Source organism: Labrys sp. HAY1-8F (assembly GCF_056754975.1).
Map to the genome: position 1 here is coordinate 180,814 of NZ_JBPGWZ010000002.1, position 13,591 is coordinate 194,404.

The following is a 13,591-nucleotide window of genomic DNA, read 5'->3' on the forward strand; positions in this document are numbered from 1 at the left end:
GGACTCAGTAAGGGGAAAGCGTGTCGGGGTCGGCTTTGCCGGAGAAGCCATGCATGCGGTTGGCCCATTGCAGCCCGATGATGGCGCCCTTGATCATCGGAAGCAGGACCAGCGACAGCACGATGGTGAGCGTGCCGAAGATCACGCCCAGCAACCAGAGCGGCATCTCCGTCTCGATCACGCAGGCGAGGATGCCGGCGACCACGACATGCCCGACGATCATCATGGTGAAATAGGGTGGCGCATCATCGGCGCGGTGATGCGACAGATCCTCGCCGCAGGCACTGCAGCGCGGTGCGACCTTGAGATAGGAGGTGAAGATCTTGCCTTTGCCGCAATTGGGGCAGCGCCCGAAGGCGCCTCGGCGCATGGCGAGCGCCACGTCGCGCTGCTCAGGTCGGTCGCGTTGCTCGGGCCGATATTCGTTCATCGCCGACTTCCCTTCCCGGCGTGCTTGCCTTTCTGCGCCTTCGCCTTGCGCTTGGCCGCATTGCCCTTGCGATCGGTGATACGCGGTCGCTTGACCACGCCGAGCTTGCGACCCGGGGTTCTGCGCCGTTGACCGTCCGAGACGATTTCGAAGCGCAGCGCACCGGCGAACGGCGCCGCCTCCACCAGCTTCACCGACACCGTATCGCCGAGCTGGAAGGATTCACCTGTTGCTGCACCGATAAGCTGATGGGCGCTCTCCTCGAAGCGGTAATAGTCGTGACCGATCGTCGCGGCGGGCACGAAGCCGTCGGCGCCGGTATCGAGGAGTTTGACGAACAGGCCTGATTTGATCACCCCGGACACACGGCCCTGGAAGATCTCGCCGACATGGTCCGCGAGAAAATGTGCGATCAGGCGGTCGATCGTCTCGCGTTCTGCCGTCATGGCACGCCGCTCGCAGGCCGAGATCCGGCCGGCGATCTCGTTGAGCATTGCGGGCGTCATCTCCGCCGGCAGGCCGTCATCGCCCAGATGCAGGGCGCGGATCAAAGCGCGATGCACGATCAGGTCCGAATAGCGGCGGATGGGCGAGGTGAAATGCGCGTAGCGGCGCAGATTGAGACCGAAATGTCCGATATTGTCGGCCGAATATTCGGCCTGGCTCTGCGAGCGCAGCACCACGTCGTTGACGAGATGGGCATTGTCGGTGCCGGCGACCCTCGCAAGGATGGTGTTGAACTGGCTCGGCCGGAGCGCCCCCTGCTTGGAGAGCGGAATGTCGAGCGTGTGGAGGAATTCGCGCAGCGCGATGATCTTCTCCATCGAGGGCTCGTCATGCACGCGATAGACCAATGGCGTCTTCTTGGCTTCCAGCGTCTCGGCTGCCGCGACATTGGCGAGGATCATGAATTCCTCGATCAGACGGTGGGCGTCGAGGCGTTCGGGAACGACGACTCGGTCGACCATGCCGTTGGGTTTCAGCAGGATCTTCCGTTCAGGCAGATCGAGGTCGAGCGGCCCGCGATCGCCGCGCTCCGTCTTCAGGCAGGCATAGGCAGCCCACAGAGGCTGGAGGACGGACGCCAGCAGTGGGCCGGTTACCTCGTCGGTATCACCGTTGATGGCGCGCTGGGCCTGCTGGTAGGAGAGCTTGGCGGCCGAGCGCATCATCACGCGATGGAAGCTGTGGCGAAGCTTGCGTCCGTCCGCCGCGATGATCATGCGCACGGCCAGCGCCGGCCTGTTTTCGTTGGCGCGCAGGGAGCACAAATCGTTGGAGATGCGCTCCGGCAGCATCGGAACGACACGGTCGGGAAAATACACCGAATTGCCGCGGATCAGGGCCTCGCGGTCGAGGGGCGAATCCGGCTTCACATAGGCGGCGACGTCGGCGATTGCCACGGTGAGGATATGGCCGCCCGGATTGGCTGGATCGGGATCGGGCTCGGCATGAACCGCGTCGTCGTGATCCTTGGCATCGGCCGGATCGATGGTGATCAGCGGCAGGCGCCGCCAGTCCTCACGGCTGGACCAATCCTTGCCACCAGATTTGGTCGCCGGCTTGGCGGCCTCGGCCTCTTCCAGCGTGTCTTTGCGGAAGACATAGGGAATGTCATGGGCATGGATGGCGATCAGGCTGATCGCCTTCTCGCTGCCGACCTTGCCGACCCGCTCGACGATGCGTGCCACGGGCGGGCCATGGCGGGCGCTGCGCAGGGGCTCGATGGCGACGAGATCGCCGTCTTCGGCCTTCACCGCATCGTCCGGGCGAACGATCATCTCGCGTCCGGCATTGCGTTTTTCGATCGGTACGATCTGGCCGTCGCCGTTGGGAAGGCGACGGAAGACGCCGAGAATGCGTTGGCGCAAGCGCTCCAGCACCTTGATCACCCGTCCGGTCGGCTGGTGCTCCGAGCTACCATCGGCCATGCGCAGCAACACCCGCGAACCCACGCCTGGCGCGGCTCCGCCGAAGCGCTTGGGAATGGTCACCACGATGCGCGGCGGCTTGCCATTATCCTCGTTCCAGTCCGCAGGGGTGGCGACGAGCTCGCCGTCACGATCACGGCCGGTAATGTCGGCAACGAGGGAGGAGGGCAGGGCGCCGGGGGCATTGAAGCCCTTGCGGTTGCGCTGCACGACGCCGCCATCGGCAAATTCGTTGAGCAGATGTTTGAGGGCGATCTTGTCGGCGCCGCCCAAGCCGAATTCGCGGGCGATCTCGCGTTTGCCGGCCCTGCCATGCGAACGGGCGATGAAAGCGAGAATGTCTTCGCGGCTGGGCAGGGTGGGTTCCAATGCCTCTGCCTGTTTGTTTTTACGAACCACAGAAATTATTCCGAATTGGCGTTGGCGGCCCGATATGCCCAAAGGAAGCGGGCAGTGGATCCGGCGTCATCATAGACCAACGCACATAGTATTTGTCGAAGCCAATCGTGGACACGACGTATTTCGTCGGTGTCCTGCCCGATCGGCGGTTTGTCTGTCGAAGAGAAGCTGCCGATGCGATCTGCGCGGCGATCCGGAGAGGATCCCACAGCGCGGCAGAGCCATGTGAGGCAATACGCAAGGCGGCAAGGAACATCGAGTGCCGGGACAGACTGTCCAAAATTCCTAAAAGATCCGCTGGCACGAACGGATAGATGGAACGATTCGATTGAACCGGACACTGCACATATAGGGCCACATGCCTGGCTTGTCAATAAAAATGCTGCACTGCAGCATTCTCTCTAAGGTCGCGGGGAATATGCCGCGTTGACCCGTCGAGGTCCGATGATATCGTTTCTGTTTTATCGTCGGTCCAACTGGGAGTATGGCATGCGTGGTGCATTGATCGGACTTTGCCTCTCATCGACGCTTGTTGCGGTTTCAGCCCCAGTTTCACCGGCCTTCGCCGAGGGTGCCAAGCCTGATGACAATCTCAACGCCGTGCTCTGGGACCAGACCGCCGTCGAAGCCAAGGCCAATGCGATGGCGGCGTTCGCACTGGCCAGAATCAGGCTCGATCAGGCCTTGGCCGATACCTCCTGGACGGCGGCGCCCGCCGAGCAGACCGGAGACTTCAAGAGTTTTCCGCCGGCGATCGTCCTCGATGTCGACGACACGCTGCTAAACACCTCCAATTATCAGGCCTGGAACGTCAAGGCGGGAACGAGCTTCACGCCGGAGACCTGGACAAAATATGTCAAGGCGCAGGTTGATACCCCCATTCCCGGGGCGGTTGAATTCACCCAGTATGCCGCCTCGAAAGGCGTGAAGGTCTTCTATGTCACCAACCGAACCAAGGAGGAGGAAGAGCCGACGGTGCAGTTGATGACAAAGCTCGGCTTTCCGAATGGCGGCAATGTCGACACCTTCCTCAGTGCCAAGGAACAGCCGGACTGGAAGTCGGCCAAGGGCACCAGACGGGCGGTGATCGCTAAGGATTATCGCATCGTGCTGCTGGTCGGCGACAATCTCGGGGATTTTACCGATGCCTACAAGGGAACGCCGGAGGAGCGCGAGAAGGTTTTCGCAGACAGTGCCGCCCGTTGGGGGCACGATTGGATCGTCATTGCCAACCCGACCTATGGCTCTTTCGAATCTGCCCCCTACAAGAGCAATTACGAGCTTTCCGCCGACGAGCAACGCAAGCTCAAGATCGAGGCGCTGAAGAGTTGGGATGGTCAGTGAGATTGCAAAAGCCGGCGGCGCTCGTCCCCTGACGGTCTGGTACAATACCAGATGTCCGGTCTGCGATGCCGGCATCCGCCATCAGCGCAGCCGTCTCCTGGAAGCGGTCAAGGCTGGCCGTATCGAGTTTCTGGACATCAATCTGGAGCCTGATGCCCTGGCGCATTTCGGGGCGGGCCTTGACGACATTAGGCGCCGCCTGCATGCAACCAACGAGGACGGCCGCCTGCTGGTGGGAGCCGATGTCGTCCTTGAAATCTGGCGGCGTACGCCGGGGCAAGCCTGGATCGCCAAATTGCTCGGAGCGCCCGGCGTCATCGTACTGACGCGCTTCGCCTATGATCGCTTCGCCGACCTGTTGTTCGCTTGGAACAAGCGAAGAGGGCGATGGTAACGGCTCGCTGCGTCACGGCAGAGGGACGGGGATGGCGAGATAGCGCCGGTCGGGCTCTTCCCAACTGCGAGGCCAATAGCTCACCAGCGCCACCAGTCTCGGCTTGGCGTCGGCCGGCTTGAAGACAAAGAGCGCATTCAGGCCGTTGGATTGCGAGCAACCGCGCTCGTAGCCGGACGCTTCGTCGATATAGACGATTTCGTTGTCCCTATTGTTTTCGGGCAGAGTGCGCACCAGTGAAAAGCTTTTGAGCTCTTCGCGCCCCTGCGTCGCGCAAGTCGTATCCGTGATCGTACGGGGCAGGACATCGACCGTGACGTCCCCGCCGGGAACCGCATCCTCGATGCTGAGATTCGTCACTTCGGCGGCCATGGTGGCATAGGCCTGATCGGGTGTCGGTGCATCGAAAAGCCGTGCGCGCTCGTGCACGACCTGCCTGGTCGGCTTCTCGCCGATGCCGAGCTTGGCCAACAGCGGTTGGGCCTTTTTGCGCGCCTCGGTGCGGGGGGCCTCTTCGGGCCCCTCCTTGTCATGGCTCACTGCAAGAGGCGAGCCTGCGACAGCTTTGCCGGTATCGAGATCGATGATGTGGATGGTGCTGTAGGGATGGATGGAGGCATCGAGCGTGCCATATTCCTCGAAGGCGAAATAACGTCCATCCTTGGAAAAGCCGATGATATCGGGCACGGCGGCATCGCCGGCGAAGGCGGATGCGAGCGCGAGGGCGTTGAGAAGAGCGCCGCCGACCAGTCCCGCAACGCGACGAATCATGACACCCACCTCCAGCCTGCACGCAAGGGGCAGGCTAGAGGCCTTCATGATCACAAGGAAGTCCCGGCGGGAACAGAGGCTCCGGCCGGAAGTCCAATTATCAATCGGTGTCGAAGGGAACCTCGTCGGAATCGACGATCGCCTTGGTTGCCTTCTTCTTGGCAGCCGGCTTCTTCGCAGCCGTCGTCTTGGCGGCCGTCGTCTTGGCGGCCGCAGCCTTCTTCGCCGGTGTCTTTTTGGCAGCCGGAGCTTTGCCGGTCGTCGGGGCCTTGCCGGCTTTGGCGGCAATGAGTTCGATGGCCTGTTCGAGCGTCACCGCATCCGCTTCCATGCCCTTGGGCAGGGTGGCGTTGACCTTGCCATTGGTGACATAGGCGCCATAGCGTCCCGGCTTGACCTCGACGCTGCCGCCGCCGGGATAGTCGCCGAGGGGACGGCCTGCCGGCGCACCGGCGCCGAAACGGCGGCCAGAACCTCCGCTTTCCTTGGTGAGGATCAGAGCAATGGCCCGGTTGGCGCCGATTGCCAATACGTCATCATCCTTGTCGAGATTGGCGTAGGTCTTCTCGTGCTGGACATAGGGACCATAGCGGCCGATGCCCACCAGGATCGGTTTGCCGCTCTCGGGATGGACTGCGACCTCTTTTGGCAAAGAGAGCAATGCCAGTGCTCGTTCGAGGTCGACATTGGCTGCGCTCATGCCGCGAGGCAGGCTCGAGCGCTTGGGCTTGTCGCCTTCGCCGAGCTGGACATAGGGGCCGAAACGCCCATCGCGAAGGGTGACGTCGAGACCGCTCTCGGGATCGGCGCCGAGCTTCCTGGTGCCGGCTTCGCCACCGCCCTCGGCCTCGCCATTCTGGTCGGCGCCAGCCGATAACTGGCGCGTATAGCGGCATTCGGGATAGTTGGAGCAGCCGATGAACGATCCGTATTTGCCGAGCTTGAGTGAGAGCGTGCCGGTGCCGCACACCGTGCACTGGCGCGGACTGGAGCCATCGCCCCGGTCGGGGAAGATATGCGGCCCGAGCAGGTCGTTGAGTGCGTCGAGAACCTGGGTGGTCCGCAATTCCTTGGTGCCGTCGATGGCGGCGGAGAAATCGCGCCAGAAATCGCGCAGGACTTCCTTCCAGTCGAGCTCGTGGTTGGAGATGCGGTCGAGCTTCTCCTCCAGGGCCGCGGTGAAGTCATATTCGACATAACGGGCAAAGAAGCTCTCGAGGAAGGCGGTAACGAGACGACCCTTGTCCTCGGCCTTCAGGCGCTTCTTGTCGATCGAGACATATTCGCGGTCGCGCAGGGTGGCGAGCGTGGCCGCATAGGTGGAAGGACGGCCGATGCCGAGCTCCTCCATGCGCTTGATCAGCGTGGCCTCGCTGTAGCGCGGCGGCGGTTCGGTGAAATGCTGGGTAGCGGCGATCGATTTCTTGTCGAGCGCTTCGCCGGCCGACATGGTGGGAAGGCGCTTGCCGTCCTCGTCGTCCCCATCATCGTCCCGGTCTTCATTGTAGAGCGTCAGGAAGCCGTCGAACTTCACGACCTGGCCGGTCGCTCGCAGGTCGAGCTTGCGCCCGCCCGCCTCGACCAGGATGTCGACCGTGGTGCGCTCGAGCTCCGCCGAAGCCATCTGGCTGGCAACCGTGCGCTTCCAGATCAGTTCGTAGAGCCGGGCCTGTTCGTTATCCAGGAAGCGGGTGACGTCCTTGGGCGTGCGGAAGGGATCGGCCGGCCGGATCGCCTCATGGGCTTCCTGAGCGTTCTTCGCCTTGGTGACATAACGGCGCGGCGTCTCCGGCAGGTAGCCGGGCGCATAGCTCTTGCCGATCATGCTGCGCACGGCGGTGATGGCCTCCGGCGCCATATCGACGCCGTCGGTACGCATATAGGTGATCAGGCCGACCTGCTCGCCATTGAGGTTGACGCCCTCATAGAGGCGTTGGGCGATCTGCATGGTGCGATTGGGCGACAGGCCGAGTTTGCGGCTGGCCTCCTGCTGCAGCGTCGAGGTGGTGAAGGGCGGAAAGGGATTGCGCCGGGCAGGCTTGGCCTCGACACTGGCTACGACATAGCGGCCCTGGTCGAGAGCCGCGCGGAAGGCGAGAGCCTCCTTTTCGGTGCCGACATCAAGGCGCTGGATCTTCTGGCCGTCGGCGCCGACGAGGCGTGCTTCGAACAGATCGCCGCGTGGTGTGGCGAGGGTCGCGATCAAAGACCAATATTCGCGGGCGACAAAGCGCTCGATCTCGAGTTCCCGGTCGCAGACCAGACGCAAGGCGACCGATTGAACACGACCGGCGGAGCGGGCGCCCGGCAGCTTGCGCCAAAGTACCGGCGACAGGCGGAAGCCGACGAGATAGTCGAGCGCTCGTCGTGCCAGATAGGCGTCGACCAGGCCCTCGTCGATTTCGCGCGGCGCCTTCATCGCCTTCAGGACTGCGTCCTTGGTGATGGCGTTGAAGGTCACGCGTTCGACCGGAATATCCTTGATGGCACGCTTCTGGCGCAGGATCTCCAGGACATGCCAGGAGATCGCCTCGCCCTCGCGATCAGGGTCGGTTGCAAGAATGAGCTTGTCGCTCTCCTTCACCGCCTTGGCGATATCCGACAGGCGCTTGCTGGCCTTGGCGTCGTTCTCCCACACCATGGCGAAATCGGCGTCGGGCTCCACCGAACCGTCCTTGGCCGGCAGGTCGCGCACGTGACCATAGGAGGCGATCACCTGGTAGTTGGAACCGAGATACTTGTTGATCGTCTGTGCTTTGGCAGGCGACTCAACGATGACGACAGGCATGGGCGGGCCGTTCAATACGCGGAAAACGAAATGTCCCCACCATGGCCGCGACTCATTGAAGATCGGCCGGGTAGGGCATGAAAACAAGCTTGCCACCTGCCTCCCGAGCCCAGGTCTGCATCTCGCAAACCTGTGCCTCGGAGCAGTCGACTAGCTGCCAAATAAGGGCAAATCCGAAAATTGCAAACTGGCGCATTTGTCGGATCGGGCGATGTCGTGACCCCAGGCCCTATCGTAGGACATGAGTTGCAATCGGGTCCTACGATAGGGCCGAATGCGGCGGCAAGATGGGCAAAAGGTAGCCTTAAGTCAATTCGGCCGACCGGCGTACAACAGCGAGACCATGCCGTTGCCATGCCGCTCGATTCGCCCGGAGAGATCGAGTTCGAGCAAGGCGAGCTGTACGCGCCGGGCATCAAGGCCGGAGGCGCGCACCAACTCGTCCATCGCCACGGGCGAAGGCCCGAGCACGGCGATCAGGCGGTCCTGGTCGGGATCACCCGTCGACGCGGAAGGAGGGGCGGGGGCGGTTTCCGGCTCCCTGGTCTCGAATTCGAAGCGGGGCTGGACGGGCCGTGGCGGCGGTGCGGGGCGCTCGACCAACGGCGTCAGAGCTTCCAGCACGTCGCCGGCATGCCGGACCAGGATAGCTCCCTCGCGCAGCAATTTGTTGCTGCCGTCATTGCGCGGATCGAGCGGCGACCCGGGTGCGGCCATCAGTTCGCGGCCTTGCTCCAAAGCAAGGCGGGCCGTGATGAGGGAGCCGGAGCGTGCAGCGGCTTCGATGATGACCACACCGAGCGAGAGGCCCGACACGATGCGGTTGCGTTTGGGAAAATCGCGTGCCGTTGCCACCCACTCGAACGGCATCTCGGAAATGACGCAGCCTGTGGCAGTGATATCCTTTGCGAGTTGTTCGTGCTGTGACGGGTAGATATGGCCGAGACCACCCCCGACCACGGCGACGGTGCCGTTGCTCACGGTGGCGCTATGCGCGGCTTCATCGATACCCCGCGCCAGGCCGGAGACCACGGTGAAACCGGCATTGGCGAGTTCGCTCGCCATGACAGTCGCGAATCGACGCCCAAGCGCAGAGGCATTGCGGGCACCCACGATGGCGACCATCGGCCGGGACAAGGGAGCGAGAGATCCCCAGACGGCGAGGAGAGGCGGGGCCGATTCGATCGCGGCCAGAGAGAGGGGGTAGTCGGCTTCGCCCACGGCCACGAAGCGGGCACTAAGAGCGGCCATGGCCTGCAATTCTCGCCGAAGGCCGGCCTCGGAGGGCAGCTTGAGGGCACGGCCGCTGCGCCTGGCGATCTCGGGCAGGGCCTCGATCACGGCTCTGGCGGAACCGTGGCTTTCCAGCAAGCCCTTGAAGCTGATGGGGCCAATGCCGTCGCAGCGGATCAGGCGCAGCCAATCCAGCTTTTCTTCATTCGAGAGGGCAGAGCCTGGCGACGTCACGCCTTCTTTCCAATGCGGCTCTCCGTACCATTGAGGAGACGGCCGATATTGGTGCGATGCATCACCCACAGGACCACGGTGAGGATGGCAAAGAGCAGCGCTTCACGCTGATAGCCCATGAGCAGGAGCCCGATCGGGCTCAGCAGGCTGGCCGTCAGGGCCGAGGCCGACGAATAGCGGGTAATGAAGGCAACCGAGACCCAGACCAGCGCGAAAAAGATGGCGATAGGCCAGGCGAAGGCGGCCAGCAGGCCGAGATAGGTGGCGACGCCCTTGCCGCCCTTGAATTTCAGCCAGATCGGGAAGAGGTGACCGACAAAAGCGGCGAGTCCGGCGAAGACTGCGGCCCCATCTCCCCAGAAGTGGCGCGCGAGCAGCACGGCGGCCGTGCCCTTGAGGGCGTCGAGGATCAGGGTGGCAGCCGCCAGATCCTTGCGGCCGGTGCGCAGGACATTCGTGGTGCCGATATTGCCAGAGCCGATGGCGCGGATATCCCCCAGTCCGGCCAGGCGAGTGAGAACCAGGCCGAAAGGAATCGACCCGAGCAGGTAGCCGAGCAGCAGCGCCGCCAGCGTCGTCATCAGGGTCAGGTCGGCAAACATCGGCAGCTCGCTTTAGGAAGAAAAAGTGCGTGCCGCACACTATCGTCACTCGCCGAGGGCCGGCCACGAAAATCTTTGCTTTGAGACGGGGCGGGGCATCGACGCAGGAGTTTTCCTCAGCCTTTGTTGGGTCGACCGGTTGCGATGACCCGGGAGCGCGCTAAGGCTTTCCCGATGTGCCGAGCTGGTTCAATGCTGTAGGACGCATGGGCGCACCGCATTTGTGGGAGCCGGCCGACTGAAGGAGATTTGGATGCGTGTCATCGTGGCTTCGGCTTTGTTTCTTGGTCTGGTCGGCGCGGCCCTTGCGCAGCAGCCGACCTATAACGAGCAGGTCGAAAAGGAGTTTCCTGCCCTGGACCGGCTGGTGAAGGCGCAGCCCTACAAGGGAGCCTACGGTGCCCTGTTGAAGGAAATGTCGCCTGTTCCCGACTATTTGTCCGACGTGCTCAGGCGCAAGGGCGACTATATGACTTTCGGCTCCAAGCAGGTGAGCATCGACGGTTCGCCCTACCGCGTCGCCATGGTCTGCCCGACCAACGTGACCTGTGCCGAATATGGCAGCGTCTTCCTGTTCACGGCCGATGGCCGTCAGGCCTGGGCCGAGATCCGCGACGGCGACAAGCCGGTCTATCTGGGTGGCCCCAGCGCGGGACAGAAACAGGCCCTGGACAAGGCATTCGACGAATAGAACGATCCGTTCCTGGAAATGGAATGCTTTGACGATGGGAGAGAGCGGACGGGGACGTCCGCGCTCCCAGGACTCCATATTCTTGAGGCAGGCCTTCAGCCCCGCTTTCTTGAGGCAGGCCTTCAGCCCCGCTCGAACACCTGGCGGCCGGCAACGAAGGTGCGGGAAACCAGGCCGCTGAGGCGCGCGCCGTCAAAGGGCGAGTTCTTGCAGCGAGACCGTAGCTTGGCGGCGTCGAGCACAAAGGGCACGTCAGGATCGAAGACGATGACGTCCGCGCTTGCACCCTTGGCCAGCGTGCCGCCAGGCAGGCGCAGAATCTGCGCCGGTCGCGTCGAAAGAGCCCGCAAGAGGCCGATCAGGTCCAGCGAGCCGTCATGCACCAGTCGCAGGCCGGCCGAGAGCATGGTTTCCAGGCCGATGGCGCCGTCGGCGGCCTCGGCGAAAGGCTGGCGCTTGGTCTCGACGTCCTGGGGATTGTGATCGGAGACGATCGCATCGACCAGCCCATCCTTGACCGCCTGCACCAGGGCCATGCGGTCGTCCTCATGGCGCAGCGGCGGCGATACCTTGCAGAAGGTACGGAAACCGTCGATGTCGTTCTCGTTGAGGGTGACGTGGTTGATCGAGGTGGAGGCGGTGACGTCGAGCCCGTCCTGCCTGGCCCGGCGCAGCACCTCGATCGAGGCGCGGCAGGTGACGGTTGCGGCGTGATAACGCCCACCGGTCAGGGCGACCAGGCGCATGTCCCGTTCCAGCAGGATGGCTTCCGCTTCGGCGGGAATGCCTGGCAGGCCGAGCCGGCTGGCAAATTCGCCCTCGTTCATCACGCCGTCACCGGCCAGATCGCTATCCTGGGTATGATGGATAATGAGAGCGTCGAAATCGCGCGCATAGGTCAGCGTCCGACGCATCACCCGGGCATTCATCACGCTGTGGGCGCCATCGGTGAAGGCGACGGCACCCGCTTCGCCGAGCAGGCCGATCTCGGTCATCTCCTGGCCGGCAAGGCCCTTGGTCAGCGCCGCCATGGCATGGACATGCACGATGGCGGTATCGCGGGCGCGGCGCAGTACGAAATCGACCACGGCGGGATCGTCGATCGGCGGATGGGTTTCCGGCGTGCAGACGATGGTGGTGACGCCACCGGCAGCCGCCGCCTGGGAGGCGGTGGCGAGGGTCTCGCGGTGCTCGGCGCCCGGCTCGCCCGTCACGGCCCGCATGTCGACCAGGCCGGGAGCGACGACCTGGCCATCGCAATCGATGATGGCGGTGTCCGAGCCCACGGCGCCGGAGGTGAGATGGCTCCCGATATCGGCGATGACGCCGTCGCGAATCAGTAGGCCGCCACGCTGCTGCGATCCGGCGGCGGGATCGGTCAGCAGTGCATTGACCAGAAGGGCATTGGCCGGGGCCAGAGGGCGAGCGTTATCCAACTTCCAGTTCCCCTCAGACATTCGGCAGGTTGCGGGCAAGAGCCTCGAGCACGGCCATGCGGACGGCGACGCCCGCCTCGACTTGCTCGCGGATGAGCGACTGGGCGCCGTCGGCGACGGCGGTATCGATCTCCACCCCGCGATTCATCGGGCCGGGATGCATCACCAGGGCATCCGGCTTGGCAAAGCCGAGCTTTTCCTCGTCCAGGCCGAAATAGCGGAAATATTCCTTGGTCGAGGGGATGAAAGCGCCTGCCATGCGCTCGCGCTGGAGGCGCAGCATCATCACGATGTCGGCGTCGCGGAGACCTTCCCGAATGTCCTTGAAGATCTCGACACCGAAGCGATCGATGCCGGCGGGGAGCAGGGTGGTGGGCGCGATCAGGCGGACGCGGGCCCCCAGCGTGCCCAGCAGCAGGATATTGGAGCGGGCAACGCGTGAATGCAGGATGTCGCCGCAGATGGCCACCGTCAGCCCGGCGATGCGCCCCTTGTTGCGGCGGATGGTGAGGGCATCCAGCAAAGCCTGGGTCGGGTGCTCGTGGGCGCCGTCGCCGGCATTTACCACGGCGCAATCGACCTTGCGGGCCAGGAGATGCACGGCGCCGGCCTGGTTGTGCCTGACCACGATCACGTCTGGCCGCATGGCGTTGAGGGTGATGGCGGTATCGATCAGCGTCTCGCCCTTCTTCACCGAGGACGAGCCGACCGACATGTTCATCACATCGGCGCCGAGCCGCTTGCCCGCCAACTCGAAGGAGGACTGGGTGCGAGTCGAGGGCTCGAAGAACAGATTGATCTGGGTGCGCCCGCGCAGGGCGGACGATTTCTTCTCGACCTGCCTGTTGAAGGCGATGTGCTCGTCGGCTTCGTCGAGTAGGCTGAGGATATCGCTCTCCGTCAGGCCTTCTATGCCGAGGAGGTGGCGGTGCGGATAAGTCGCTTGAGCTGGCTTTGTCATCAAAGCCGACTTCATAGGCCGCACTAGTGACGGCAGCAAGGCCGGAGATAGGCCTTGCGTGTTTTTCCACCTGAGACTTTTGGGTGAGGGCTTCCAGGGAGAGTGCGGACATGACTTGCCTATCCCTCGGACCAATGCTATCGGCGAGGTGATACTCGAACCGGGAAAGGAGGGCTGCGCGTGATTATTCGTTGCGATCATCATCGCCAGCGTGGCCCAGTTCAGGCCCTGCAAACGCGTTTGCAGGGCTGACCAGAGGTCGTATCTCCCCCTTGCTGGTCTGCCCTTCGTGGCCCGCGCAGAACGAGAACATGCTCGCGATTGCGCATCGTCAAACGCCGTTCCTTCGCCTGCATTCCTTGATGGCTGCGTGCCCG

The 13,591-nt window shown here is 63.4% G+C and carries 11 protein-coding genes; 3 read left to right on the forward strand and 8 right to left on the reverse strand.

What is annotated here, in order from left to right; genetic code table 11:
* Nucleotides 1-4 precede the first annotated feature (4 nt).
* Together ACR9ZN_RS09840 and rnr are read right to left on the reverse strand one after the other, a co-directional pair.
* Entirely contained in the window at nt 5-430 is a 426-nt protein-coding gene (locus ACR9ZN_RS09840; RefSeq protein WP_434956285.1) for a DUF983 domain-containing protein, read from the reverse strand.
* A complete protein-coding gene (gene rnr / locus ACR9ZN_RS09845; protein WP_481272119.1) occupies nt 427-2,730 on the reverse strand; it encodes a ribonuclease R in 2,304 nt (767 codons plus the stop codon). Before rnr ends, ACR9ZN_RS09840 begins: the two co-directional genes overlap by 4 nt.
* Nucleotides 2,731-3,249: 519 nt before the next feature.
* On the opposite strand from rnr, the gene ACR9ZN_RS09850 reads away from it, so the two are divergent.
* Both ACR9ZN_RS09850 and ACR9ZN_RS09855 read left to right on the forward strand, forming a co-directional pair.
* Complete coding sequence (locus tag ACR9ZN_RS09850; RefSeq protein ID WP_454813845.1) at nt 3,250-4,104, forward strand: 5'-nucleotidase, lipoprotein e(P4) family; 855 nt, start codon at nt 3,250-3,252, stop codon at nt 4,102-4,104.
* Nucleotides 4,094-4,498, forward strand: a complete 405-nt coding sequence (locus ACR9ZN_RS09855) for a thiol-disulfide oxidoreductase DCC family protein (RefSeq protein ID WP_441773050.1) — start codon at nt 4,094-4,096, stop codon at nt 4,496-4,498. The genes ACR9ZN_RS09850 and ACR9ZN_RS09855 overlap by 11 nt, the downstream gene beginning before the upstream one ends.
* A gap of 12 nt (nt 4,499-4,510) precedes the next feature.
* On the opposite strand, the gene ACR9ZN_RS09860 is transcribed toward ACR9ZN_RS09855, so the two are convergent.
* From ACR9ZN_RS09860 to plsY, 4 genes are all read right to left on the reverse strand, one after another.
* A complete protein-coding gene (locus ACR9ZN_RS09860) occupies nt 4,511-5,269 on the reverse strand; it encodes a DUF2259 domain-containing protein (protein WP_454813846.1) in 759 nt (252 codons plus the stop codon).
* 100 nt (nt 5,270-5,369) lie between these two features.
* Nucleotides 5,370-8,057: a type I DNA topoisomerase gene (topA, locus tag ACR9ZN_RS09865; RefSeq protein WP_481272120.1), complete on the reverse strand. Its 2,688-nt coding sequence runs from the start codon at nt 8,055-8,057 to the stop codon at nt 5,370-5,372.
* A 309-nt stretch (nt 8,058-8,366) separates the two neighbouring features.
* Nucleotides 8,367-9,524: a DNA-processing protein DprA gene (dprA, locus tag ACR9ZN_RS09870; protein ID WP_481272121.1), complete on the reverse strand. Its 1,158-nt coding sequence runs from the start codon at nt 9,522-9,524 to the stop codon at nt 8,367-8,369.
* Nucleotides 9,521-10,126: a glycerol-3-phosphate 1-O-acyltransferase PlsY gene (gene plsY, locus ACR9ZN_RS09875; protein ID WP_454813849.1), complete on the reverse strand. Its 606-nt coding sequence runs from the start codon at nt 10,124-10,126 to the stop codon at nt 9,521-9,523. Before plsY ends, dprA begins: the two co-directional genes overlap by 4 nt.
* Before the next feature lie 253 nt (nt 10,127-10,379).
* Between plsY and ACR9ZN_RS09880 the strand changes: the two genes are divergently transcribed.
* Complete coding sequence (locus tag ACR9ZN_RS09880; protein WP_481272122.1) at nt 10,380-10,817, forward strand: hypothetical protein; 438 nt, start codon at nt 10,380-10,382, stop codon at nt 10,815-10,817.
* A 122-nt stretch (nt 10,818-10,939) separates the two neighbouring features.
* Here the strand turns inward: ACR9ZN_RS09880 and ACR9ZN_RS09885 are convergent, their stop codons facing one another.
* On the reverse strand, nt 10,940-12,253 hold the full coding sequence (locus ACR9ZN_RS09885) for a dihydroorotase (protein ID WP_454813851.1): 1,314 nt from the start codon (nt 12,251-12,253) through the stop codon (nt 10,940-10,942).
* 13 nt (nt 12,254-12,266) lie between these two features.
* Complete coding sequence (locus ACR9ZN_RS09890) at nt 12,267-13,214, reverse strand: aspartate carbamoyltransferase catalytic subunit (RefSeq protein WP_434956295.1); 948 nt, start codon at nt 13,212-13,214, stop codon at nt 12,267-12,269.
* Between the last annotated feature and the right edge of the window lie 377 nt (nt 13,215-13,591).